At 39.5% G+C, this 26821-nt stretch carries 21 protein-coding genes and 1 pseudogene; 6 read left to right on the top strand and 16 right to left on the bottom strand.

From position 1 onward, the window contains the following. The 5 genes and pseudogenes from J2756_RS11050 to J2756_RS11020 all read right to left on the bottom strand — a co-directional run. Positions 1–965, bottom strand: a pseudogene (locus tag J2756_RS11050) (PKD domain-containing protein); the annotation flags it as partial. 273 nt (positions 966–1238) lie between these two features. Then, the gene (locus tag J2756_RS11045; RefSeq protein WP_209585513.1) at positions 1239–2075 is read right to left on the bottom strand and encodes a chitobiase/beta-hexosaminidase C-terminal domain-containing protein; all 837 of its coding nucleotides are present in this window, start codon (positions 2073–2075) and stop codon (positions 1239–1241) included. A 419-nt stretch (positions 2076–2494) separates the two neighbouring features. Continuing rightward, the gene (locus J2756_RS11040; RefSeq protein ID WP_209585512.1) at positions 2495–4951 is read right to left on the bottom strand and encodes an SBBP repeat-containing protein; all 2457 of its coding nucleotides are present in this window, start codon (positions 4949–4951) and stop codon (positions 2495–2497) included. A 286-nt stretch (positions 4952–5237) separates the two neighbouring features. After that, positions 5238–7322 (bottom strand): chitobiase/beta-hexosaminidase C-terminal domain-containing protein, encoded by a 2085-nt coding sequence (locus J2756_RS11560; protein WP_245316055.1) that lies wholly within the window; start codon positions 7320–7322, stop codon positions 5238–5240. A 272-nt stretch (positions 7323–7594) separates the two neighbouring features. After that, the gene (locus J2756_RS11020) at positions 7595–8476 is read right to left on the bottom strand and encodes a hypothetical protein (protein WP_209585511.1); all 882 of its coding nucleotides are present in this window, start codon (positions 8474–8476) and stop codon (positions 7595–7597) included. 771 nt (positions 8477–9247) lie between these two features. Between J2756_RS11020 and J2756_RS11015 the strand changes: the two genes are divergently transcribed. From J2756_RS11015 to J2756_RS11005, 3 genes are read left to right on the top strand one after another with little or no spacing between them, the layout of a single operon-like run. Next, positions 9248–10327 (top strand): ABC transporter substrate-binding protein, encoded by a 1080-nt coding sequence (locus J2756_RS11015; protein ID WP_209585510.1) that lies wholly within the window; start codon positions 9248–9250, stop codon positions 10325–10327. A gap of 23 nt (positions 10328–10350) precedes the next feature. Further along, positions 10351–11388, top strand: a complete 1038-nt coding sequence (locus J2756_RS11010; RefSeq protein WP_245316054.1) for a FecCD family ABC transporter permease — start codon at positions 10351–10353, stop codon at positions 11386–11388. Continuing rightward, positions 11385–12182 (top strand): ABC transporter ATP-binding protein, encoded by a 798-nt coding sequence (locus tag J2756_RS11005; RefSeq protein ID WP_209585508.1) that lies wholly within the window; start codon positions 11385–11387, stop codon positions 12180–12182. The genes J2756_RS11010 and J2756_RS11005 overlap by 4 nt, the downstream gene beginning before the upstream one ends. Before the next feature lie 96 nt (positions 12183–12278). Here the strand turns inward: J2756_RS11005 and wtpC are convergent, their stop codons facing one another. The 3 genes from wtpC to wtpA form a co-directional block, all read right to left on the bottom strand. Further along, a complete protein-coding gene (gene wtpC, locus J2756_RS11000) occupies positions 12279–13325 on the bottom strand; it encodes a tungstate ABC transporter ATP-binding protein WtpC (RefSeq protein WP_209585507.1) in 1047 nt (348 codons plus the stop codon). After that, positions 13312–14103 (bottom strand): tungstate ABC transporter permease WtpB, encoded by a 792-nt coding sequence (gene wtpB / locus J2756_RS10995; protein ID WP_209585506.1) that lies wholly within the window; start codon positions 14101–14103, stop codon positions 13312–13314. Before wtpB ends, wtpC begins: the two co-directional genes overlap by 14 nt. Positions 14104–14242: 139 nt before the next feature. Then, positions 14243–15295: a tungstate ABC transporter substrate-binding protein WtpA gene (gene wtpA, locus J2756_RS10990; RefSeq protein ID WP_209585505.1), complete on the bottom strand. Its 1053-nt coding sequence runs from the start codon at positions 15293–15295 to the stop codon at positions 14243–14245. 313 nt (positions 15296–15608) lie between these two features. On the opposite strand from wtpA, the gene J2756_RS10985 reads away from it, so the two are divergent. After that, complete coding sequence (locus tag J2756_RS10985) at positions 15609–15818, top strand: TOBE domain-containing protein (protein WP_209585504.1); 210 nt, start codon at positions 15609–15611, stop codon at positions 15816–15818. Between the two features lie 244 nt (positions 15819–16062). Here J2756_RS10985 and fwdF read toward each other — a convergent pair whose 3' ends face one another. The 6 genes from fwdF to J2756_RS10955 all read right to left on the bottom strand — a co-directional run bounded on the left by fwdF (position 16063) and on the right by J2756_RS10955 (position 22214). Then, positions 16063–17070 (bottom strand): tungsten-dependent formylmethanofuran dehydrogenase subunit FwdF, encoded by a 1008-nt coding sequence (gene fwdF, locus J2756_RS10980; RefSeq protein ID WP_209585503.1) that lies wholly within the window; start codon positions 17068–17070, stop codon positions 16063–16065. A gap of 12 nt (positions 17071–17082) precedes the next feature. After that, positions 17083–17274: a 4Fe-4S binding protein gene (locus tag J2756_RS10975; RefSeq protein WP_209585502.1), complete on the bottom strand. Its 192-nt coding sequence runs from the start codon at positions 17272–17274 to the stop codon at positions 17083–17085. A 273-nt stretch (positions 17275–17547) separates the two neighbouring features. Next, the gene (locus tag J2756_RS10970) at positions 17548–17823 is read right to left on the bottom strand and encodes a DUF2097 domain-containing protein (protein ID WP_209585517.1); all 276 of its coding nucleotides are present in this window, start codon (positions 17821–17823) and stop codon (positions 17548–17550) included. Between the two features lie 230 nt (positions 17824–18053). After that, the gene (locus J2756_RS10965) at positions 18054–19745 is read right to left on the bottom strand and encodes a DUF128 domain-containing protein (RefSeq protein ID WP_209585501.1); all 1692 of its coding nucleotides are present in this window, start codon (positions 19743–19745) and stop codon (positions 18054–18056) included. Between the two features lie 168 nt (positions 19746–19913). Then, entirely contained in the window at positions 19914–21242 is a 1329-nt protein-coding gene (gene glnA / locus J2756_RS10960) for a type I glutamate--ammonia ligase (RefSeq protein ID WP_209585500.1), read from the bottom strand. A 219-nt stretch (positions 21243–21461) separates the two neighbouring features. Continuing rightward, the gene (locus tag J2756_RS10955) at positions 21462–22214 is read right to left on the bottom strand and encodes a HesA/MoeB/ThiF family protein (RefSeq protein WP_209585499.1); all 753 of its coding nucleotides are present in this window, start codon (positions 22212–22214) and stop codon (positions 21462–21464) included. Positions 22215–22422: 208 nt separating this feature from the next. On the opposite strand from J2756_RS10955, the gene J2756_RS10950 reads away from it, so the two are divergent. Continuing rightward, the gene (locus J2756_RS10950) at positions 22423–22650 is read left to right on the top strand and encodes a hypothetical protein (RefSeq protein WP_209585498.1); all 228 of its coding nucleotides are present in this window, start codon (positions 22423–22425) and stop codon (positions 22648–22650) included. A gap of 226 nt (positions 22651–22876) precedes the next feature. Here the strand turns inward: J2756_RS10950 and J2756_RS10945 are convergent, their stop codons facing one another. Next, positions 22877–24565 carry a protein O-mannosyl-transferase family gene (locus J2756_RS10945; RefSeq protein WP_209585497.1) on the bottom strand — a complete coding sequence of 563 codons (1689 nt, stop codon included), beginning with the start codon at positions 24563–24565 and terminating at the stop codon, positions 22877–22879. A gap of 201 nt (positions 24566–24766) precedes the next feature. On the opposite strand from J2756_RS10945, the gene J2756_RS10940 reads away from it, so the two are divergent. After that, on the top strand, positions 24767–24937 hold the full coding sequence (locus J2756_RS10940; protein WP_209585496.1) for a hypothetical protein: 171 nt from the start codon (positions 24767–24769) through the stop codon (positions 24935–24937). A gap of 628 nt (positions 24938–25565) precedes the next feature. Here J2756_RS10940 and J2756_RS10935 read toward each other — a convergent pair. Then, complete coding sequence (locus tag J2756_RS10935) at positions 25566–26705, bottom strand: DUF362 domain-containing protein (RefSeq protein ID WP_209585495.1); 1140 nt, start codon at positions 26703–26705, stop codon at positions 25566–25568. Positions 26706–26821: the final 116 nt, after the last annotated feature.

The following is a 26821-nucleotide window of genomic DNA, read 5'->3' as shown; positions in this document are numbered from 1 at the left end:
GTTGGGTAGTTACTACTCGTATCTGTGAACTTCACGGTTAAAGGTGCTGAACCAGATGTAGTGTCTGCAGAGAAATCAGCAACAGGAGTCACAGGAGTGTAGTTAACTGAGTAACCCGTAGGAGCAGCACCGGTACGTGGTAGATTAACTGCGGTAGGTGTTGTCCAGCTGATTCCCTCGCCATCTTTCCCTCCACCAGTCCATGCGTATGGGTTGAATGAAGCTGTTGTGTTCAGGTTGTTGAAGATGTATTCAACTTTCGTAGCACCGTTATCTATAGGGGCTGCATTTATGTTTCCAACGTATAGATCGATGAACATAAGATATTCTGCTGTTGAGGCATCGCTGGTGTTCTGACCGTAGTAAAGTGGTAGAGACCATGTTCCTAATGTTCCAGGACCTGGTTTGTATATCTGTGGCCCGTACTGGAAGTCAGACTTTGTGAAAGTCTCATTCACTGCACCGTTTACGTAATTCATAGTGGTAGGTTTGGCACCTGTAACTGTCCAGTTGTAACCACTTGAAATAATGGTCACGGAGAAATTATCAGATATAGGTCCCTTCACGGATAATAGAAGAATGATATCATCGTTGTATCCTCTACCTCCAGTGGTGGTTACGTAAAAAACACCTGATGAAGATGTACTGGTCGCGTTGATCACAGTCACCTGTCCGTAAACATTATCTGTACTGTTAGTGACATGGAGCTGGTTCAGTCCCCCTCCCTCTGCTAAGATGTAGTAGGTACCGTTAGGGCCAACGTAATAGGCACTGTCATTGTTGTATTTCACTCCTTCGTTATTGGACACGTTGATGAATATGTGCCTGTTGGACGGAAGATCCGTTGTGTTCATGTCCGATTGGGTGGAAATGGTAGTTCCACTTACACTATCTGCGGATGCACTTCCACAAAGGGCTAATGCTACAGCAAATATAATTACTATGGATATTGCATGTTTTTTCACTTTTTCACCTCCATTTTTTTTGTTTCGTTTTTTTTTGGATCGATAAAATAAAATAATGTATTAATGTGATCCATGAATTGGAATATGCGATATGCTTATATAAACCTATCGAATGTGTAGGGTTTTGGATTGTTGAGGGGGTTTGAATTTTAAAATTAGAGATAGTGTTGAATTGGGCAGTTTTTAGTTTATAGAATATAGTTTTAATAGTAATTTTAAGATAATGGTGGAATTTTCTCTTAATCTTAAAAAAAGAAAAAAAAGGGTGGTTTTTTAGGTTTTTAGCCATTTTGTGCCTGTTTTGGTTATTGTTTTGTATTTCCAGATTTTTACCCAGTGGTATTTCCATTTGCCTCGGACTTTTTTCCATTTGACCTGGACGTTGTATTTGTAGCTCACCAGCTTGTAGATGTTGTATTGCTGTGTGTATATCGGTGATGTGTTACCCTCAGTGTCCAGTGCGAAGAATTTCAGGGTTTTGGATGTGATTACGCTGATTGCTCCTGTGTACTTCGTGCTGTTGGTTGTTGGAGTGCTACCGTCAGTTGTGTAGTAGATTGTGGCCGTGCTATTGTTGGTCGTGAGGGTTACTGTTTGTGGTGTTTTGTAGGTTCCACTTTTAATGTTGGCGTTTACTGTAATCGGGTTATAAATGCACGTACAATTACCAGAACCAATGCACGTCCCATTGCCGCTACCACTGCATGTGGCATTTGCAAGAGGAGATACTTTTAGAATTGATGATTTTGCAGGGGGCGTTTCATTTTCCATGTGAACATTGGAACCTTCCATTACGAGTTTATCAAATTTTGCTGTGGCAACCAGTTCCTTACCAGCTGCTTCAGGCAGTACCTTTGCAGTTATGATGAGCGATTTTTGATGGCCCCTTTCATCATGATTCAATGTATTCAAATCCCATATTCCAGTGGTGGGATCGTATTCTTGTAAAGTTTTATCGGGTACAACAAAAGACATGAATTGTAATCCATCAGGTAGTGGAACATATACTTTTACTGGAGACCAATCAAAAAAGCCATTATTAATCGCAGTTACGGTTATACTAACAGTATCGCCAACGTTAGCTGTGGTTTGATTAAAATCAACAAACAAATTTCCATTAACATTATAAACTGCTTGATCTACAGTTGTGTTGTTGGTATCGTTGGTAGCGGATGTTGCCCCTATAAATGGGATAATTAAAACAATAATAATCCTATTAAACTGATAATTCGTATTGATTTCACAATTTTACCCCTGATTAGTGAAACAATTACATGCCCTTAGAGTTTGAATTATAGTTGGATAACTCATGCACATAACTGTCTATTATATCTCTTATTATCATTAGGTGCAAATAAATACCTATCAATAAAGTATGATTAATTGTATAAATTAAAAATTAATTTTAATAAATCCAGTCAAGCCCCTATTTTCTGAAACTTGAAATTTAAGAGTTTATAAGATTTAATTTCAGAAAATTAGAATTCAATATTCAATGCCTCAAAAAAAGATAAAAGGGGTGAAATTATTTATTTTTTCCTGCTTATGGCTAATCCACTTCCTATCATGAGCAGTGCTGATACTAAGGCTGTTATTGGCATTCCTGTGGTTTGCATTGGTATTTTTTTGGTTGTTGTTGCTGCGTTTACTGTTTCTGGGTCTGTGGTTGCTGGTGAGGCTATGTTTAATTGTATTGTGTTGATGTGGCTTTCTAGGTTAGGGTTGTATCCTGCTACTGTTACTGTTGGTTGTATGTTGTAGTTGCCTGCGGTTAGTACTTTGAGTTGTAGCCATAGGTTGGGGTCTCCGACTGCTACGTCGCCTAGGTTCCAGGTTAGTGTTCTGGTTGTTGCGTTGTAGGTTACGGTTCCCTGGTCTACGGTTGCTCCTCCGTATTCGAGTCCTTCTGGTATTGTGTATGTGAATGTTACGTTCTTGGCTATTCCTGGTCCGTTGTTACCTAGTTTGAATTTGTAGGTTACGGTGTCACCCACCTGTGGGTTGGAATTTGATGGTGTAATGTTCACGTAGACATCGGACTTGATCTGATAGGTCTCTTTGTAAACAGGACTCCAATTACCAGCTGCATCCACTGCTGCAAACAATAACGTGGTTGTACCGTTAATGGCTATCGGACCATTGTAGACAGTTCTTGTACTGCTTGTGGTTGGATTGCTACCGTCGGTTGTGTAGTAGGTTGTTGCTGTGTTGTCGTCAGTTGTTAGGGTTACTGTTTGTGTGGTGTTGAACAATCCACCAATTGGGTTTGAGGTTGCTGTTGGTGCTGTTGTGTCTATGGTGTAGGTTTCATTGTAAACAGGACTCCAGTTTCCTAAACTATCCACTGCTGCGTATCGTAGTGTTGTTGTGTTGTTTATTGTTATTGATCCATTGTACTGTGTTCTTGTGTTGCTTGTTTTTGGGTCTGTACCATCTGTTGTGTAATAGATGGTGTCTGTGCTGTTGGTTGTGTTGATTGCGGTGAGTGTCACGTTCTTTATGGTGTTGTACAGTCCTCCAGTTTGATCAACTGTTACATCTGGTGCTGTTGCGATTTTAGTCAATGCAAAGGTTCCTATTACATAGGCAGTGCTTAGGTTATCAGCTACAACTCCATATCCAAAGTCGTTACTTTTAGTTCCAAGAAGAGAAGCATAGAGTAATGCAGTTCCATTTGCATTTAATTTAGCTATAAATGCATCCCACGTACCGCCCATGTAACTTGTTTGAATTGCATTATACGTTGATGGAATAGTGGATGAGGTTCTTCCTGTGATGTAAACATTTCCCTGAGAATCAACTGTGATTGCACGTGCATCATCAGCACCGGATCCTCCAAAGAATGTACACCAAAGTAAACTTCCACTGGCATTGAATTTGGCCACATAAGCATCACTTGCACCGTTTAGGGTTGTTTGGTATGCTCCACTTGTTACAGGGATATATGAAGATGATCCTGAGTATTTTGTAGTTTGCCCTGTGATGTAAATATTTCCTTGACTGTCCTTTGTGATTGCGTATCCATATGTATTACCTTTTGCTCCAAAGTATGTGGAATAGAGTAGTGTGCTTCCATCCGCACTGATTTCACTTAAAAAAGCATTTGAACTACTGGTGTATACCATTGTTTTTTGGCATGCGTTGTTTGTTACTGGCAGATCAGTGCTTGTGGTTTTTCCTGTTATCCACACGTTACTTTGGTTGTCGATTACAAGTCCATATGGGATGTCATCTAAGGTGTTTCCTCCGAAGAGTGTGCTGTAAAACATATTCCAGTTGGAATTGAATTTTGTTATGAATGCATCTCCACCGTATGTACCACTATTACTTCCTATTCGTGTTTTGTATGCTCCTGTTGTTGTTGGGAAGTCTGCACTGTTGGTTTGTCCTAGAACGTAGATGTTCCCGGTACTGTCAACTTTGATTTTTGTTCCTGATTCAACTCTGGCTCCTACGGTATCGGTGGAGCTTCCTCCTAGGTATGTGCAGTAGAGTAGTTGGGTTCCGTCTGCGCTGAGTTCAAATACAAATGCATCTGCTCCTCCATTGAGGGTTTTTTGATATGCGTTGTTTGTTACTGGGAGATCGGTACTCTTAGTTGCTCCGGTTACGTAGATGTTTCCATTTTTGTCAACTGAGATTCCGTTTCCTGAGTCGCTTCCTGTTCCTCCAATTACTGTGGAGAATATGAGTGTTCCATTTGAGTTGTATTTTGCTATGTAAACATCACCGCTGGATAGGGTGTTTGTTGTGCTGCTGTTTGTTGTGTAAGTTCCATTGGTTATGGTGTAAGCTGCGTTTGAAGTTGATCCTGTAACGTAGATGTTTCCTTGACTATCTGTTGTGATGTCATTTGCATTGAGACTTTCGTTTGAGAAAATCGTGTAATTGGTTGGAGTTGCGCCTGTGTATGCTGCTGAGGCTACCCCACTAAGTATGATTGCAAGAAACATGACCATTAATAACATCGTTATTTTGGTTTTCATTTGCCTTTTTCACCTCCATTTTTTTGTTCGTTTTTTCTGGATCGATAAAATAAAATAAAGTATTAATATGATCCACGAATTGAAATTATGCGACATGATTATATAAACCTATCGAATGCGTGGGGGGTTTGATTTTTGAAGGGGGTTTGAATTTTTAAAATTAGTAATAAACAAAGTAACTGTTGAATTGGACAGTTTTTAGCTTATAAAAATTAGTTTTAGTAGTACTTTAGGATAATAATGATATTTTCTTTTAATCTTAAAAAAATAAAAAATGGGGGAAAATTTAGGTTTTTACCCATTTTGTGCCTGTTTTGGTTATTGTTTTGTATTTCCAGACTTTTACCCAGTGGTATCTCCATTTGCCTCGGACTTTTTTCCATTTGACTTTGGCCCAGACTTTTTTCCACTTGGCACTGACTTTGTATTTGTAGCTCACTAGTTTGTAGATGTTGTAACGTTGCGTGTAGATCTGTGATATATTGCCTGTTGCATCCACTGCAAAGAACTTCAGGGTTTTGGACGTTGTAAAACCTATTCTTCCTGTGTACTTCGTGCTGCTGGTTGTAGGAGTGCTACCGTCAGTTGTGTAATAGATTGTGGCTGTTTCACTTGCCTTTAATGTAAAACTTTGTGAGCTGTAGTAGTTACCACCCTGAAGACTTACGTTGACTGTTGGTGGTGTGATGTCTGTAACTGTGATGTAACTTATCTTTGTATTGTTACCGTAGCGATTGGTTACAGTTAGAGTAACTTTGTAGGTTCCTGTTTTTGTGTAGGTGTGTGTGGGGTTTTGTGAATTGCTGCTTGTTCCATCTCCAAAATCCCAACTCCAACTTGTTGGATTATTGGTACTATTATCTGTTAAGTGTACAGTTAATGGTGTATCACCTGTTGTATTTGAGGTGAAGCCAGCTACTGGAACATCCTTGAATGCGTAGAAATTTTCGGTGGCGCGAGTTCCAACATAAATACTTCCATCTGGACCAACTGTTATACCACCAATCACGCCGCCCACGTGATAACTCCATTTAAGCGTTCCGTTCGAGTTTAATGCATACAGATCAGTAAATCCTGATTCATCAACACCGTAAACTTGTAGGGATGAGAGGCAACCAAAATAGATGGTTCCATCTGCTCCAATTGTTATTGGACCATATCCAGCGCATTCTGCAGAGTAAGTCCATTTGATTGTTCCATCAGGATTTAAAGCGTAAATACAACTCCAACTTTCTAAATAGATGGTACCATCTTTGCCGATACTGGGGGCGCAGTAACCACTATGCTCAAAGGTCCATTTGATTGTTCCATCCGGATTGAATGCATAAAGGTTACCATCTTGGCTTGATACATATATGGTACCGTCTGAACCGATACTTGGAGAGCCGTAAATGGCAGCTCCTGTTTTGTGTGTCCATTTGATTGTTCCATCAGGATTTATTGCATAAACTACAAAATCAAGGGCTCCGATGTATATGGTTCCATCTGAGCCGATAGCAGGGGAACCATACATAATATTGCTGGCTTTACATTTCCATTTGGTTGTTCCATCAGGGTTGATCGCATACAACTTTCCACCGTTATATGCTCCGATGTATATGGTTCCATCTGCTCCAACTGTTGGTGAACCATATATTGTTCTATCTGATAGTGTTGTTCTATATTTCCCATTATCTTGGAAGTAAGTGTCATAAGACCAGTTTAGTGTTCCATCAGGGTTTATTGCATAAACAATACCCCAATAACTCCCCACGTATATGGTTCCGTCTGCTCCAAGAGAGGGACTACCTTTTATTCCACCATATGTGTTATATACCCACTTTAGTGTTCCATTTGGGTAGAATGCGTATAGACAACCCGATTTACTTTCACCATCAAAGGTCCCCACGTATATGGTTCCATCTGATCCCACAACAGAGGTACCATCTATTCCGGTTCCAGTAGAGTATGTCCAGAAAGTTGTGTTGGTTTGTGGTCCTGTGTAACTGGATTGGCCAGTGTTGTTTTTTAGTGTTCCATTTCCAATTACGTAGTTTTGTAGGTATAATGGGCTCCAGTTTCCTGAGGGGTCTTCTGCTGCGTATCGTAGTGTGGTGGTTGTGTTTATGGTGATGGGTGTTGTGTAAGTGATTCTTGTGCCGCTGTTTCTTGGATCTGTTGTGTCGTTTGTGTAGTAGGTTGTTGCGCTGCTGTCATTTGTGGTTAAAGCCACGGTCTGTGAGGTGTTGTAGGTTCCGCTGGTTAAATTAGCAGTAACAGTAGGTCCAGTGTTGCTGTTTGCAGTGTCTGCTGCACTTGCTGTTCCCAATACTGAGATGCAGAGTATTACGGTGAAAATCATGAGCAGGGATATTTTGTTATATCTTCTCATTTTTACCTCCTTTTGCAATCTTTTATTTTTTGTGGATCAAAAAAATGAATAAAGTAATAAAGATCCACGATTATTAATAATCGAGATTTATATTTATACGTATCGATCAGTGAGGTATTAGTTATGATCAGAATATTGAATAATTTTATAAAACTTAATCTTAAAGGATAGGGCATATCCTTCTTTTTTTAGGAGATATCCTCTAAAAATAGTTTGAAGGGATTATTCTATCCCTTCCAATTTTTAATATCATTGTAGGCACTTAATGTATTTTAGAACCAACTTGCAATGTACCATCCTGAGGTGGATGCTGAATTGTTTCCAGGTGTATTCACTGAATTGGTCCATCTTATGCCCTGGCCCTGGTTGGAACTGTTGCAGAATGCGTAATCATTGAAAGAGAGTAGAGAACTTTGTGGAAGACCACTGACTGCGTAGGTAACATTAATCATGCCGTTGTTAACGGCTGTTTTACCGCTCCAAGTTGAAGATGATTGTGTTCCCGTACCTATGATTCCTGCTTTGCAGTCAACGAAGATTATGTGGAATGTGTTACCATTTTGAGTATCTTGACTCACATCTTGACCTTCGTAAAGAGGATAATTTGCTGTAGGGCAGGGTTTCCATGTTGAAATGTAACCGTTGGCACCACTGAAATCAGAGGAGTCAAATGTTTCATTTAATGTTGATACATAAGTGGTGCTGTTGTATGCAGGGTATGAACCTGTTGGAACAGGATTCCACACATATCCTGAAGCATTTATTGTGATTGATAAATTGGATAAGTCGTCCATACTTCCGTTTACTGCGATCATGAGTATTCCATCGTCATCCCATCCACGACCACCAGTATCACTCATAAAAAAAGTACCAGAAAGGGCATTAGTGCTTGTTACACTTCCAGATGAAGTTGTATTGTCTGGAGCTATGTGTAGTGCGTTTAAACCTTGCCCTGGATTTTGGTTTGCACTGAAGAAGTTGTAAGTGTTATCTCCATTAATATTAAATCTGGCTCCAAGATCATTTGCCACAACTAAATTGACGTTCTTATTCGTAGATATTGAAGAGTACGCAGTTGCGGATCCTATTGTAGCCATAATTAAGCATATAAAAACAATAGGAATCACCATATTCGATTTTCTAATTTTTCCCATAATTTTTTCACCTCTTTCTATTGCATCGAAGTGTGATCACATTGTATTCGACAGTGCTGGTTTATTTCTTATTAATATTTATACTTTGTTATAATAATTTAATACCTTTTCAATGAAAAAAAAACGGATTTTAAGTTGTAAATCCTTAGATTAATATTTATAATTAAAATTAAGAGTTAAAATGGCTTATATTGGGTATTAAATATTTTAAATATGTTATAAATGATTTTTAAGTTGTTTTTAAATGTTTTTAAAAATAGGTGGCACTGGTTAAAATGCACACTCATGTGATGATTTTATGGATAAAATTGGAACCTAAAAGATGTTTTTTTTAGATATAACCTAATTAAAACTATTATAAAAACATTTAATATCATATTTTACATTAATTTTGATATTAATGTTATTTAATCATTTTAAATCTGTAAATAGGTTTCAAATCCCTGTAATTTTCCCTTAAACCCAAAATTCCCAAAATATCCCTTCGATATGTTTATTAATACATATTGTATAAACCTAAATCTGGTCAGATCAAAACCTGACATTTTCAAAACATGAATCCTTGAAGCAATAAACAAGCGAAACAATACACAGATCCTCATAAAGGTAGGTGGGATATTATGAAATTAAGCTAACCCCATAAATCAACCATTTCAACACGTTTATTAACTCATATCGCATAATAAAATTTAGCTTATAAAAGGTAAGAGAAAGTTTAGTTCATAAAAAGAAGCTTCATCCTTTTAACCAAAAATAACAGGTTGTAAATCTATGAAATCTATCAAAAATCCTAAAGTAATTGTACTGATAATAATTGCAGTTTTAGCTGTTGTTGGTGTGATTGTAGTGGCCACGGCTTACACTGGACATGGATCCAGTTCAGGAGACCAGTTCACAGACATGCTGGGGAGGAGTGTTGACATGCCGGCAACAGTCAACAAGGTCTACTCCCTCAGTGCTTCATCAACAGTCCTACTCTACATGCTGGCCCCTGACAAGATGGTTGGATGGGACTCTCAGAGATCCGAAGACCAGAACACTTACATGTCCCAGGGGTACACTGAACTTCCAGTTCTGGGCGGGGGTAAGAAAAATGCCAACTACGAATCCATACTCTCCTCAAACCCCGACATAGTACTGGTGGGTCATGGAGGCACGGTGGATGATGTCAACGAGATACAGGAGAAGTTCGGTGAAGTTCCAGTTCTGGATGTTGAGGGTGACAACAACCTCACAGACATAGTTTCAGCCATCAGTTTCGTTGGAAAGGTCACTGGAGAAACTGGGAAAGCAGACAATCTCACGGCCTTCTACAAAAAGGTCCTGAACCAGGTCAACACCACGGTGTCCACCATACCTGAGAATGAGAAGAAGAAGGTTTACTATGCAAAGGATTCAACTGGACTGAAAACATACGCCCCAGGTTCACCCCAGGCCCAGCTTATAACCATCTGCGGTGGAACCAACGTTGTACAGGCCCCTGTATCCAAGGGTGGAATGGGAGTTTCAATGGAACTCATACTTCAGTGGAACCCAGACGTTATCATCACAAGCAGTTCTGATTTCTACAATGGTGTATATTCAAACTCCCAGTGGCAGAACATAACAGCTGTTAAGAACAGGCAGGTTTACCTGGCACCACAGTCTCCATTCAACTGGTTTGAAGGACCACCTGGAGCCAACACAATTATGGGCATACCATGGACTGCCAAGGTACTCTACCCTGACAAGTTCCAGGACCTGGACCTGAACAGTCTTACAAAGGAGTTCTACTCAGAGTTCTACCACTACAACTTGACTGATGAGCAGGTGTCCAGTATACTGAGCTCTTCTGGATTGAATCAAACTTAAAAGATTTTAATATGGGTGAAAATTTGTTCAAAGAGAAAATCAGGGAAAAGGTAGTATCACATGAAGTATCTGCAGTACTTCTAATGATAATTGCCCTGATCATTCTATTCTTCCTCTCATTTCTTTTTGGAAGATATCCCCTGTCTCTGAATGAGGTTGTACTGGCCGTGGCCTCCAAGTTGGGTCTTATCAACTTCACACTGCCCCCTGCAGTGGACACCATCATCTTCCAGATAAGGTTTCCAAGGATAGTGGCTGCCATGATGATAGGGGCTGCTCTATCCATTGCAGGTGCATCTTTCCAGGGACTCTTCCAGAACCCCCTGGTTTCCCCGGATAAACTAGGTGTTTCAGCGGGTGCAGGGTTCGGGGCCTCCCTTGCAATACTCTTTTCAGCCAGCGTGTTCATGACACAGATATCAGCCTTCGCATGGGGGCTCGTGGCTGTTGGATTAACCTACTTCATTGCAAGGGCATTTAAGGGCACTTCCATGCTGACACTGGTGCTCTGCGGTATTGCCATAGCTTCACTCTTCTCTGCACTCCTCTCCCTGATAAAGTACGTTGCAGATCCCTATGGACAGCTGCAGACCATTGTTTTCTGGCTCATGGGAAGCCTTGCAGCGGTTAACAATCAGGATCTTATTATAATGGGTGTTCCCATAGTTATAGGAACTGCAATCCTTTTAATGGTAAGATGGAGGATAAACGTTATTTCCATGGGTGAGGAAGAGGCCCAAACCCTTGGAATAAACACCAGGAGAATGCAGGGACTTATAATTGTGTGCTGTACTGTGGTAACAGCATCATCAATCAGTATATGCGGGATTATTGGATGGATTGGACTTGTAATACCCCACATAACCAGAATGATAGTTGGCCCTGATCACAAGGTACTTCTACCTGCAAGCATAGTTCTTGGAGCTTTCTTCCTCCTTCTCATAGATGATGTGGCCAGAACCTTAGTCACAGTTGAAATTCCTTTGGGAATTTTAACAGCACTCATAGGTGCACCATTCTTCCTTTACCTCCTTATGAAGAGCAGGGAGGTGTGGTCATGAACCATTTACTTGAAATGGTAGGGGGAACCTTCTCCTACAATGGAGGGGAGAACATCTTTGAGGACATTAACTTCTCCCTGAAAAAAGGGGATGTGTTCTGTATTTTAGGGGCAAACGGTACAGGTAAAACCACCATGATCAAGTGTTTAAACGGACTCATGAAGCTGAAATCAGGCTCCGTACTTCTCAACGGCAGGAACATCTACTCAATGAATAACTCTGAGATAGCCAGAAACATAGGTTACATACCCCAGATGCACAACTCCACCTTCCCCTTCACAGTACTGGACGTTGTGCTCATGGGAAGGGCACCCCACCTTGATATCTTCTCCTCACCAACTGAGAAGGATATAAAAATAGCTGAAGATTCCCTGAAGTCCCTGAACATCTTTCACATGAGGGACAAACCCTACACCGAGATCAGTGGGGGTGAACAGCAGCTGGTCTTCATTGCAAGGGTGCTGACCCAGGAACCGGATGTTCTTCTTCTTGATGAACCAACCTCACACCTGGATTTTGGCAATCAGATAAGAACACTCAACATAATAGAAAGATTGGCTAAGAATGGACTTTCCGTTGTGATGTCCTCCCACTTCCCTGATCACGCCTTCATATCAGCCAACAAAGTGGCAATAATGAAGGGAAAGAACTTCATTGACATGGGCACTCCAGATGAGGTGATAACAGAGGAGAACATGGAATCTGTTTATGGTATCAAGGTGAAGGTCATGGATATGGGTGATAGAAAGGCCTGTGTTCCCTTGAAGATAAGCTCTCCTAATTTGGTTCCATAATAAAGCCAGATCTTTTAAAAAAGTAATTTTTAAAGGAGTAATTAATATCCTGTATCCCATATCTAGATGGATTAAATCCACTTGAAGATTTAGGATCTAAAAAACATGCACTGCTGAAGCCTTGAAGTTCATCCAGACCTCCATGCCAACGTTTATTTCCATGTCCATGAAGGATTTTCTTGTCATTAAAACCATGAAAACATCTCCAGTATCTATTAACAAGCTTATCAAGGTGCCCATGTCAACAACTTCCTTTACCCTGCCTTTCAGCATGTTCACGGCACTGGTTTCCACTTTTTTAAGGGAGATGGTGATGTCCTCGGGGCGTATGCTCATGTAAACATCACCTACTTTAGATGTTACAGAATATATGGTGGAGTGTTCTGTTTTAATGGCAGTTATATCTCCATTTGTTTCTTCAACCCTTCCTTCCAGGAGATTTTCAACTCCAACGAAGTCTGCAACAAATTTATTCTCAGGTTTTCTGAATATATCGTGGGTTGTTCCAATTTGTGAAATTCTTCCACTGTCCATTATAGCTACCCTGTCTGCAAGCATCAGGGCTTCCTCGAAGTTATGGGTAACATGAATTATGGTTATTCCGAACTCCCTGTTTATACGTTTGAGTTCCTTTATGAGTTCATTCTGTTTGTTTTTATCAAGGGCACTTAGTGGTTCATCTAAAAGTAAAACTGGAGGTTTCAATATGAGAGCCCTTGCAATTGCAACCCTCTGTTTTTCACCACCACTCAGCGTCCGGGGGTAACGGTTTGAAAGGTCCTTGATCTTTAAAAGTTCCATGAGTTCATCGGCCTTCTCAGATATCTCTTCCTCACTGTACTTTCTCAGCTTCAGTCCAAATACAACATTTTCAAAGACAGTCTTATGCGGAAAAAGCATGTAATCCTGATAAACAAGTGCAATTCCCCTTTTTTCAGGGGCTGTTAACGTGATATCACTGCCTTTGAAAAATATTTTTCCAGAGTCCGGAATCCAGATCCCTGCAATCAATTCAAGTAAAAGAGTTTTACCTGCTCCTGATGGACCTAAAACTACAAAATATTCCTTTTCATTTATTTCTAAATCTATATCATGCAGTTTGAATTCCTTCCACTCTTTAAATAACTTTTTAATCCTTATCATATGATTTCCATCCACTTATAAGTAACCTGACAATTACAAAAACCATTATGCAGATGAGTATCAGTAGAACTGCAATGGGTTTTGATGAAGACAAACCGAAGTTCAGGAACCTGGTGTAAATGAGGGTTGGTGCGATCATTGGGTAATAGGCCAGGATTATAACGGCCCCAAATTCACTTATTGCCCTTGCCCATGTCATGATGGATCCAACAACGATGCTTCGAAGGGAAAGGGGTATGGTTATTCCAAAGAAGGTTCTGAAGTTTCCTGAACCCAGTGTTCTTGCAACCTTCTCGAGTCTTGGATCAACATTTTCAAATCCCTCCCTTGCGGAGTTTATCATGAATGATGAACTCACAAATAGCATTGCAACGATTATTCCAGGCATTGCATCAATAAAACTTATTCCAATCTTTCCAAAGGGCATTCCAAGAATTCCATGTGGTGCAAAAACTGTTAAAAGAGCTATACCTGTCACTGTATGGGGTATAACAATGGGTATGTCTATTATGGCTTCTATAAATCCTTTGCCTTTAAAATCATTCCTTGCAAGTGTGTAAGCAAGTGGAATTCCAAATATAAGGGCTATTATGGTTGCTATTAATGCACAGTATGCACTTGTGAATATTGATCCCAGCACTTCACTGTCTTGAAGGTTGGCTACAACTGCCCCAGGATCTTCGGATAATATCATTGTTACCAGAGGTATTAAAATAAAAAGTACGGCAAATGATCCCATTAAAGCAAAGAAAAATGTTGAATATTCTATCCTTCTCATTGGAACACCATTAAAATTTTCATAGGGTCTTATGCATCTTTTATAGTGGGTCTTTAATAAACCTTCACAGTGGTCAATTAAAAAAAAAATTTTAATATCCTGAAATCTGATCAAAAATTCAGGATACTAACTTCACAGATCAAGCCTGAGTAACAAGGGATTTTAGTGCATCCGGAATGTTTGTGGAGTCGTTTGTTGCTATTGCAGGTGTTATTGGCTGCTGGTAAGTGTCTTTTATGAGCTGTGTACCTTCAGAGCTAATTAACAGCTTAACGAATTCAACTGACAGGTCGTAGTTGCTTGAATTTTTCACCACTGTTATTCCATAGACTATCGGTGAAAGTTTAACCACTTTGCTCTTGTTGGTGTCACTGTTCTGTGTCAGGCTTATTTTTTTATAATCTGATTCGTACTGGGTATCCCTGATCTGCAGTTTGTTAGGAAGTTCAATGTACTTCACACCAGAACTTTTATGCTGATCTGCAACGTTTTTGTAGATTATAAGGTAATCAAGACTACCTGATTCAACGGACTGCATTAAATCCACTTCTTTTGGCCTGATCATGACCTTAGAAGTTGGGTTAAGGTTACTTGGAGCTTTTAGAGCGTAACCAGTGCCGTTAGTTTCAGAAGTGATTGCAGTGTTGTTTGCTACGAGTTTATCGAAGATGGTGCTGTCGTTGTAGTAGGATTCTGCAAGTTGTATCATCATAACAGACCTGTATCCACTTGGATCAGCGTTGGGGTCACTGAAACCGAAGGTAACATCTGATTTTTCAAGTATCTGGTACCAGTTTTGGCTGTTTATCTGGTCGCTGTACTTACTCTTGTTGGAGTAAACTATGACCATCTCATTCTTTGCAAACTGAAGGTTCCAGTCTGCGTAGTTAGGTATCATACGTTTGTCTATCAATCCGTAGTCAGCAACGGCAACTATATCTCCAGACCTGTTCAGGTCTGTGATCTGTTTTATAGCATCAGCACTTCCATAGGATTCTAATTGAACATCAACATTAGGATGTTCAGATTCAAATTTTTTGGCAGTTGCATTCATTAATGCGGAAAGACTACCTGCATGGTATATCTTCAAAACAGTCTTATTCTGATCTGAGGAGCTTTGGTAAGCAAACAGTCCCCCGCCTATAACTGCAATTATTATCAATACAATTACTGCCATGACTTTTTTATCCATGATTAACCTCCTGAATTTTTTTAAGATATTATCAATTCTCATAGGAATTTTTCCCGATATGTACATATAAACCTATCTATTTAACTTTAAAAAACACAGTTAATTGCAACGTAACCTCAGTAATATACATCGCACTAAATATAGGTCATTACCTGCTTAAATGTAGTTTAATGGCTGTTTTATTGTTAATATACTGTTATACGGCTCAAATCTTTTATTATTTAAATTTAATACTTTTTTTAAATTCGTGATTTACTACCCACACAACAAAATATATGAAATTTAATTTACAAAATATATCATAGGTGATAAAATGAAGATGAGTGCAAGAAATGGTCTTAATGGAATGGTTGTGAGTGTTGAGAAGGGTGAGATAACTGCGTCTGTAAAAATAAAAATAGATTCTCCAGAGGTTATAACTGCCATAATCTCCAAGGAAGCAGTTGAAGACCTTGAGATTAAAGAAGGGGATGAATTAACTGCAGTTATCAAATCAACAGAGGTAATGGTAATAAAAGACTAAACTTTCCTTCTTTTTTTATTCATTGGATTATTTCTTATTCTACAAGTTTCCAAATTTTATTAAAATCAGCAACAGCACTGTGAGTTTTGATTTTTCAGGTATCATCACTTAAAATTAATTTAAAAATTCTTAAGGTTACTGTGTGTGGAATTTTTATTAGTGTTGGCTTTAATTTAAAAATCTACTAAAAAAAAGAAAAAAAACAACAAAAATGGAGGATTTTTGTTGAACGTGAATTCTTGAACTATTCAATTAAACTTCCAAGTGTCTTCTGCCAGGACTTGGAACGTATGTTATCCAGTTTCATGTCGCTGCGCTTGATTGATATTATGCTCTGTGGGCAGGCCTTTGCGCAGGCTCCGCATAGGGTGCACATGTTCTGGTTTACAACAGATTTGTTGTCAACGATGCTTATTGCGTTGCATGGACAAACATCCATACATGCGTGGCAGGAATCTCCTTTGCAGGTTACCTCATCAGTTGAAATCATCTCTATTTCTCCTTCAAAGGGTTTTGTTACCTCTGCAGCATCCACTGGACATATTTCCTCGCACCAGCCGCAGTTTATGCACTGGTCTTCATTCAATATGATATTCCCTGTGATCTCTGGTTTTGGAATTTCCATCTGATCCATACAGGTTGTGCAGACTACTTTTATGGCATCTTCTGGACATATCCTCTTGCATATTCCGCAGTAGATGCATTTGGATTTGTCGATGCTTATGTCATTTGCAATGTCTTTGCTGCTGGAATTTATCTCATTTTTGTCCATGCTTATTGCTTCTGCAGGACAGATCTCCTCACACATTCCGCAGGAGATACATTTATCCTTGTCGATCTCTGCTTCACCGCGAACAAGTTCCTCTACCGTGGGCAAAACCCTTTCCATGTATATGGCATTTTTTGGGCATGCTTTTTCACAGCTACCACAGTATATGCAATTTTCCTCATCAATGCCTGCATTATGACTCCATTTAGGATAAGCATCCAAATTTTTCGCGTTTTCACCATCTACACTGAATTCCAGGGCATCGAATGGACATGCAGATGCACAGAGTCCGCATAAAACACATGTATCCTTGTTCATCTTGAGGTAGTCCATTTTTAAAAGTCCCCTTGCTATGGGGAGGACTGGACCAAGTTTTAGGGACTCTGTGGGACAGATATCTGTGCATATTCCACAGCCAACACATTTTTCATTTTTGTGGGAGAGGGAACGATTTTCCTTCCCTTCCCTTTCTATGGAAACCATTTTTTTTCCAACCTATTTTTTGGATATAGCTTCGTTTGGACAGTTCTGAATACATATATCACAGTCATCACATTTTTCGTCGATTATGACTACTTCGCCGTCCCCTTCAACTAAAGCTCCCTGTTCACAGAGTTTTATACACAATCCTTCACCAGGGCAGTTTTCAATTTTACCACACTTTTCTTCGTCTATGATCACTGACATTGAATCACCTTTTCAAATTGATATTACTCAATATGCGAGATGTTTATATAAACGTATCGTTTTTTGTTCGGAAATGATGTGGGATGACCATTCAAATTTATACAATTTTCAATGATATTATCCATGGTAATATTCAACAACTCGAGGGTACAATGAAAACGAGGATATAATTCATTAGAAAAAATTAGTATAAAAAAGTCCAGAGTAAAAAAATAGAATAAAAAAAATATTCTTTGGATCAGCTCATCAATGAATCCCATTTAATTATGAAATTCAATCGTCAGTGGCTTCAATTGTGCATACACCATCTTTGCACTCGTGCTCAAGTTCGATTATGATGTCTTTCAATCCCTTGACATCTATGGAGGTCAATCCCTTTATAACGCTGCCCTCCACGTTAATTTGGAGCACTCCCTCACTATTTGTGACCACTTTTCCGGGAATGTAACAACGTCCAAGTGATAATCGCACGGTGTCACCGGGTTTAACTTCATCTTCTATGTATTGGCATATTTCTTCGCAACTAGCACATTTTTCTTCCTTTTTCATGATATTCACCTTTTTTTTAGTAATAGGATTATGGATCAATTTTATCGGGATAGAATTATTGGTTGGCCTATACCTATAGAAATTATCTTATTTATTATTATGGTATCCAAATCAGTTCGTGTAAATTAAGGTGTTTTCTAAAAAAACAACAAAAATAAGAGTTTATTTGTAAAAAAATTCTTTAAAGAAGAGATTTCTTAAAATGGGTTACCAAGGATCTGCAGAGTATACTAGAATTCCTCCATATCCTGCAGTTTCATTAGGGTTTCAACTGCCTTGGGTTCCACATGTATTCCATGTTCCCTTATGATTGCAATTGGATTAAGACCCCCTGGAGCCACGATTCCTGCATGGTACCTTTCAACCTTGGCGTTGTAGATCAGCTCACTTGGTTTTCCAATTTTCAGTATTGAAAAACCCGCCTCCTTAACATCCTCCAGAATTTCAACGGCATGGGGACGTGCTATGTAGGGTATCTCCCTTAAGCTTGCAAGTATCCTTCCTCGGCCCTTTAAGGACTCCCCAACTGATGTCATGTTCTTTGAAATATAGATCTCATGGGGATCAAGGGATGAGCCGCTGTAGGCTGTAAGTTCAATGAACCTGGGGTTTTTACCCTCTGTTTCAAGTATTCCTCCGTACTGGGGTGATGTGGATATACCGTTTTTTGTGAGTATTCCGTCTATGGTCAGGCTGCAGACAGTTGCAATACCTGTTTTACCAGGTTCTTGACCTTTTATTATCTTGAAGAACCTGCTTGTGCAGTAATCCGGCCTTGAGCCCATGACGCTGTCGAATGCAGCGAGGGCATCCTCAACATCATCATTCTTTACGTAGGAAACATTTGCAATAACGTTGCCCTTGAGGGTTTCAAGGTCAAAATCGACTTTGTATATGAGGTTCCAGGCTTTTGAGAGCAAAAATTTAACTTTTTCACTGGGTTCAGGCCCGGTTGTCTTGAGTGAAGGTTTAGGTTTGGCTATCCTTGTCATGTCCTCAAATTTGAGAGTGTTTTCTGCAAGTTTTATGTTAACCTCAAATCCTGCCTCTTTTGCAGCACAAAGGGGTGATATGCCACCTATAACTGCTATTCCCACCATATCCTCCTCAACTGGAACTCCTAAAACCGATTCTCCGTCTTCACCTATCTTCAAGAGTCCGGATACTCCTATCTTTTCCAGATCCTCAAATATCTTTAGGGCGTTGTTCCTTGCACTTGAGGGAATGATTCTGAAGTTTGCAGGGATCAAACCGCTTCCTTCACGTATGACTTGAAGCACTGAGGTCATATCCTCATCTGTAAATGCTTCCAGAGGAGTCATAGATGTCTTTTTATAGGATATCAGCTCTGTGAACCTTCGTGGCGTATTACCTTCCACTTCAACAACTCCTCCATACTGTGGAATTACAGGTATCCCACTGTTAAGGAGCATTCCATCTATTGTGGTTCCGCAGACAGTTTCAACCTTCATTTTATTTTCATTTTCAAGAAGCATGGTGTTTACGTAGGGGCTTACAGCAATTCCCTTTCCAAAGACCTCTTTTATAACATCCATAACTTCTTCGTTGTAGGTGAAGGTGGAGGTGTTCACAATAACGCTGCCCTTCCCCTTCACAGGGTCAAGGGTTGTCTGGTAGATCATGTCCTCGAACTTGGAGAATATGAAATCAACCTGATCGTAGATGAGACCTTTTTCAAGTTCTTTCAATCCAATTTCTGTTATCTGTCTTCCAGCATATCCGATACGTTCTGTGAACCCTTTTTCGTCCAGTATTCTCATGTGGTACCTTACTGCACGTTCTCCCAGATTGTACCCCTTTTTTTTGAGTTCTTCAGCTATGGTTTTGGCGCCGAGAACTTCTTCTCTGTCTGCCAGAATTCTGAGGATTTCCATCATCTTACGGTCTGTCTCTTGTGGCATTTCTTCACCTTTCACTTTATTTTATTGATCAAGGTCTGATTTTCAGCTTTCTTTGATTATAACTTTAACTATCTGCGGATTATTTTAAATACTTTTTTAATAAACTGTTAATTTTTAATAAACAAGTAATAATGGGCTTTGATAAAAAAAGAAAGGGTTTTTGGAGTATTAAATCTCCAAGTACCTGTCGTGTTCGTATGGGAATACCTGAACCCTGTAGTCGTCCCATTCTGCACGTTTAAGTGCCATGAACTGGTTGTAGGTGTGTTCACCCAGGGATGCCTTAACAACTTCGTCTTCCTGAAGTGCGTGGTAAGCTTCCCATAGGCTGGATGGTAGTGTGTCTATTCCAAGTTTTTCACGGCCTGCTTCGTCGAGTCCGAATGCGTTGATCTCAGTTGCATCGCCTGGGTCCATTTTGTTCTTCAAACCGTCCATTCCAGCTTCTAATATTGCTGCAAATGCTAGGTAGGGGTTACATGATGGGTCAGGGCATCTGAATTCAAGCCTTGTACCTTTTCCTCTGCTTGCAGGGATCCTGACAAGTGTGGACCTGTTTCTAAGTCCGTATGCTATGTAGCACGGTGCTTCGTATCCTGGTACAAGCCTCTTGTAGGAGTTGACTGTTGGTGCAACGATTGCTGCAAGTGCCTTGGAGTGGTTTAATAATCCTCCTGTGAAGTACATTGCTTCTTTGGAAAGTCCGTTCTCACCGTCAGGGTCGTAGAAAATGTTTTCTCCGTTTTTGAATAGGCTCTGGTTGACGTGCATTCCGCTACCGTTTACACCGAAGAATGGTTTAGGCATGAAGGTTGCCATGCAACCCATGTTGTCAGCTATTGCTTTTATTGCCTGTTTAAATGTTATAACAGCATCTGCTGTTTTTAATGCTCTGTCAAATTTGAAATCTATCTCGTGCTGGCCTAGTCCAACTTCGTGGTGGCTTACCTCCACGTCGAAGTGTAATTCTTCAAGTCCAAGTACGAGTTCCCTTCTGATGTCTGTTCCCTGGTCAACTGGTTCCACATCGAAGTAAACACCTTCATCTCCCGGGATGATGTTTCCATCTTCATCTGCACCGATTATGAAGAACTCTGGTTCTGGGCCAACGTTGTACTCGTATCCCATATCTTCTGCCTTTGCAAGGGCTTTTTTGAGTATGTACCTTGGATCTCCCTCGAATGGGGTCATGTCAGGCCAGTGTATGTCACATATGAACCTGCAAACTCCCTTCTCCTCTGGCCTCCATGGGAGGGTTGAGAATGTGTCTGGGTCTGGTTTTATTACCAGATCACTTTCGTTGATGTTAACGAATCCTTCGATTGATGAACCGTCAAATAATAGTCCGTCTTTTAATATATCTTCAATATCTTCTGGTTTTGCCAGGGGGACCGCCATGTTCTTTGGGGTTCCGTGTATATCCACAAACTGCAGCCTTACAAACTTTGTGCCGCATTTTTCTATGTTTTCAATAACCTGTCCTATCTTATCTTGCATAGATCAATACCTCCGTGATCAGTATACCGGAAATAAGTTTCCTCTTACTGCTATATAAATCTTTTGAAAGGAGTAAGAAGACTTTTTTAGAAGATTTAAAAAGAATTCAAACATCATATGGTGTCATTTTTAAATAATAACTTACTTAACGATTTTAAATCTTAAAAAAAAGGACATAATTATCTTTAATATTATAAAATTTTTTTAAATTGACCTAACCTAAAATTCAACCATTGTAAATGGTTCTTTTTTCATTAGGTCGAATATGAGAACGTTGGGTGCAGTTATGATGTTGCCGTTACCTGTGATGTATTTAACAGCTTCAAAGGCCTGTAAACATCCCACGACATTGGGAACAGGACCTATAACTGGTGGAACATCCTTGTTTATTTTTCCAACAGATTCAATTACTTCTTCGGTCAATTCTTTACCTGCAGATGGCAGTTTAAACGTTTCCTCATAGGATGGGCTGTCGGGGGTGAAGGTTGTTACCTGGCCCATTGTGCCATGAATTGCACCATGTACGAAGGGTATTTCAAGTTCTGCAGCCTTTCTGGTGGTTAATATTCTGGCAATCAGGTTGTCCAGGGCATCAACAACAACGTCGCTGTTTTTAACTATTGTTTCCACGTTTTTTTCATTCAATTCCTGGTTCAAGGCTTCAACCTTCACGAAGGGATTTATTGAGTTCACAGTCTCCTTTGTGACATCTACTTTGGCTTTGCCTATGCTGTCCATGCTGCTCATGAGCTGGCGGTTAATGTTTGAAAGATCAAAAACATCTTTGTCAATAATTCGAAGATTTCCGACTCCCATTCTTGCCAGCATTTCAATAACAGCGCCGCCGATACCTCCACAACCTATAACTGTTATTTTCGAGTTTTTAAGTTTTAACTGTTCTTTTTTATTGAGTATTCCCTTCTGTCTGTCTATGATTTCCCAGTAATTCTCTTCAGGATACGTACCAATCATGAAAACACCTTATTTAATTTATAAAATTTTTAAAACAATTTTTAGAACCAATTTTCATTTATAACTATTTTTTAATATTTTTTCCTTGAACCTTCTATTTTACATGATATTTAATGAATTTAATGATTGGGAAGGTAAATTATATATAAAAGATATATCACAATTCAATATATCAAATATTGATATATATTGATGTGGAGGTGGATCTATGAAGAGATTGTTCCATGGAGTGAAGGCTTACCTGTCTGACTGGAGAAACTGGCTTATGCATACCCTTGTAGGGATATTGATCATTGTGATAGCACTTTTTGCACCTGTAAGCATATACCTGCGCCTTACCTTTGTTGTTTTGGTTGTGGGATTCAATGTGTGGAGAATGAAGTATGCACCGGATATATTCAGCAGGTTACTTGGAAAATTCAGGAAACCCGGATAAATATTAATTTCAATCTTCTTTTTTTTTATTTTGAGAAGAAACATCAATTAGCTTCCACCCCCATGGAACTAAAATCAATGGAATCAATCATGTATCCAAATTCTTCATTTTTTTTATTTTAAAAAATAATTTCAATAGAAGCTAGTTTCAAAAAAAAATTTGAGGATAAATGAAGGAAAGATTTCCTATCACCTCAGGCTTAACTCTCCTAATGCTTAATTTCAATTCAACGCCGGAATATAAAACCGCTGATCTGGAAATTTGAGGTCTGGTTTCCAATTTGAGAGTAATATATATTCAGGCCGTTTGGAAGTTTTATGGAGTTAACCCCCACCTTACTCTTCACTTCCTGGTAAAAAGATGTTTGGTTGCTCATTATCCAAACTATCCTTGTTGTAGATGAATTCATTGGCACATCAAGGGTTGGTGCTTTTGATGTGGTGTAACTGTGGTTTTTACCGTGCCATGATGAAACGTTAGCTGTGATTCCAGAGTTTTCCTCATTGAAGAGGTAGTAAACATCGTAACCTGGAAGGTAGTACATGGCCTTTCTCCAGTTAAAACCCTCATCTTCTCGGGTTATATCTCTTATAATGATTATGGTGCTTGAAGGGTCTGAATTTGAGATATTCAGTATGTTCTGGATGTGGAGGGCGGTGTTTTCATCGTTTGCACTGATCTTTGCGTTGTTGTAGATCAAACCCACATCCAGGTCGAACCATATTTCCTGTGTGGTACTCATTTTATCCATGGGCGTTTCCCAGGTATCCCCGTTGTGAATATCCCCTGGATAAATGAAGTAGGCTGCATTTAAAAGGGCATAGATCACCAGTATTGAAGCTAAAACTTTTTTAGCTGATACTTCTGGAAATTTGATGTTTATGAATCCTGAAACTCTGTTCATGATGTAGGCCAGCATGACCATGAATACAGGTATGCATGTGAGGAGGTAACCTGGTTTCACAACGTAGATCAGGAGGTAGAAAATGAAGGCAGGGCCTGCCCATAACAAAAAGAACAATGTCAAGGGCTTTTTAAGGTGAAAAACTAAATTGTTCTTTAAAACGTTTCTACGTTTGATTAAAAAGTATAAAACTGTTAAAATCCCAATTACAGTTAATCCCAGAAGTGACCAGATTATGCAGGCTCCTGAATTCAGGATCTGCTGGCTGATGCTGGCACCGAATATTATGGAGGTGTAATCTGCAGCTGCAGATGTGCTCCTTAAGAGTTGAAGGTACTGATGAATGCCCCCAACTGACAGGGCTGTGGGTATGAGCCATGAGAGAATTGACAGGGCAAATACAGCCATGCCTTTGATAAACTTGATGAAGGAAGGTTTTGCGTAAAGTATGCAGAGTACCCACAGTGGAAACATGAACTCCACCAGATCAGTTCTGAAACCCCCTGCCAAACCCAGTACCATTGCAGAGAGGTATATAAATCTTTCATCTCCCCTGAATAGTTTGTAGCAACTGTAGGCTATTAAAATACTGAAGAAGGCTTCGAAGATGTAAATACTTGCAATTTCTCCGTAGAACCATATCAGTGGGTTGAAAATGAACAGTATGGAACTTGCGATCCCCACCCTCCTTGAGAAGATCTCCTTGGTCATGAAGTACAGCAGCACGGCACTCAAGGCACTGAAAAATATTGCCAGAGCTATCAGGCTGGTGTTTGGATCATTGAATACGTAGTTAAATCCCCTTCCAAGGGCCACGTAGAATAGGTACCCTGGGGGATGTGGCTGCTGCTGGACGATGTTGTAATTTGTAAATGCTAATGCGTAGTTTGCAGAATCCCATTCATACAGAAATTTGCTCATGAATGGAATTCTTGTTATTAAGATTGTGATGATTAAGATCAATGGAAATACAGTATCCCAGTTGATCTTCGCTCTGGATAGTTTCAGCATTCAAAAGCTCCTGAAAAAAATATTAATTTCATGTTCCCCTCCACATGTTATTTGATCCATTTAATGGATTCAGATGCATTTCGTCCAGTAATTTTTTTTAATGGATTTATTACGTTAAAATGTTCTGTTTCAAAGCCATGCTGGAATAAAAAACATATTAGCCCCTTACTGGACTTAAAATCTCATTTTAATGAAATCATCATGCTGAAGTACACTGGATCGATCCAGTTCTTCATTGAATTAAGCAGACTCAACTGGGTTAATCTGTTTGAGAAAGTATCCAAGTTCATGGATTGCAGGGTTCCTTCTAATCTGGAGATGGTCAAGATTTCTATCTTGAAGTTCAACCCTGCAGTTTTTTTTGTAACTTAATTTTTTCACTAATTACTTCCCTAAAATGGGTGAATGAGTTCAAAAACTCATCCAAAAACACCTATTTATGTCCCTCCGAGGACAAACTCCTATCTCCCTGAAATCTTTAATAAGTCTTTTCCCAAATCTTTACCAAATGTGGCCTTATTTTGACCTTATTTCAAGAAATAATGCTTTTAAATAAGTATTATAAAATTAGAGGATTGTTTGGCTTGAAAAATTTTATTTTGGATAAAATTAGCGGGGATGTGTTGAAATAAAAACTCCAAGAGTCTTTTTTATTTCTAAGCAATTCCAATGCTTCTAATACTCATTATAAATCTTAAATCAATTAAAATCAGCTATAAATACTCAATAATATTTTAAAACATATTCTGGGCCTTAAAAACTGTTGCTTATGGAAAATATAATCCAATTATATTCCAGAATGTGTTACATGCTATGGGTTTTTGGGATGCATAACTAACTTCAGATATAAAAAAATAGTGAACTAAAAAAAAGGAGGGGGATGATTTTAAACTTAAAATAGCTTCCTTCATCTATTTCCTGTTAAATAGGGGGGATAAATTTGAATAAAAAAGCTGAATAAATTTATATTCAGCCATTTAATGGGATTTCTATAGTTTCATCAGTATGGATTCCACTCCTTCACCTCTTTGAACTCTGGGAACTCCCCGTACTCATACGCATCGAACAGCTTACCCCACTCAGTTGTCTTGAACTGCCCTATATTCTTTTTACCAGTTGTAGGGTACCAGAGCTTGTCGTGATAAAATCCTGAGGCGAATATGAATGTTTTGAAGATTGGTGAATTGAAGAGAAGGTGGTGCAGCCATTTTATCCCCATGGTCTTCTTTCTGAGGCGTTGATCCCACTTGATGACAGGGCTCTTGTCCACATGGAACCCGAAGTTCAGACCTTGAAGCTCTTTATCATCAAGACCCACAACTTCGATCTGATCCACGTCACCCATTCCAAGACCTTTATCATGGGCCATTTTAATGTAATCGATCTTCAGTGGGTCGAATCCCATTATCTTGGCTGCAAGGGCATCCACTGCAACTGGATCTCCACTTGCAAGTACTACGTTGCCCACGTAGGGGTCCATTGTACGTGGTCCTGCACCATCTCCGCAGACGCATCCATCCATCACAGTGAATATCCCGGGATGAATCTCCCTTTGGATTGCAAGGAGATCCACCAGGACCTCATGGATCTTCTTATGGGCGTGGTGCCTGTACTTGGGTATCAAACCTCCGAAGGCGTTCTTCATGGATCCTGTGGTCGTTGTGTGGCCGTGGGTCTTCACGGTGGGGAAGTGTATGACGTTGTTGCCGTAGAACATCTTGGGAACCAGAACCTGGCCGAATATCTCATCCATAACCATCATCTCAGACTTTGGTTCGTAAACACTCCACTCCACGTCTGTGAGGGGCTGAAATTCCCTTTTGTACTTTTCAAGGAGGGGCAACCACTTGTTGAGGTAGGCACCCTTCCAGGGATGGGTTACAACAGTCTGATTCTCCACTGCAACCACATCCTGGAACCCATCATCCTCCAGGGTTTTCAGAACTCCCTCAAGCTGCCATGGTGGTGTGGAACAGGCAGGATAGAAAAGTGTCCATGAGAGGTTCAGTTTGAGTATGGTTTCATTCTCACGGGACACGATCTTGTCGTAATCTGCAAGGTGCATCAGCTCCTTATAATCATCTACAACTGTTTCAGGGGAAGTTTTTAAAATTGAAACTTTAGAATCTACCTTTGACATGAAATGCCTCCTAATTAAATATTCAAATTTTTAAACTATTTTAATCAATTATTTAACCAAATTAACGTATTTTATTTCTTAATTTTTAATTTTATAATATATTTTTTTGAATTATT

The organism is Methanobacterium aggregans (assembly GCF_017874455.1).
Taxonomy (GTDB): Archaea; Methanobacteriota; Methanobacteria; order Methanobacteriales; family Methanobacteriaceae; genus Methanobacterium_C; species Methanobacterium_C aggregans.
Note: the sequence above shows the minus strand (reverse complement) of the source record. Positions and strands in the feature narration are given on the sequence as shown.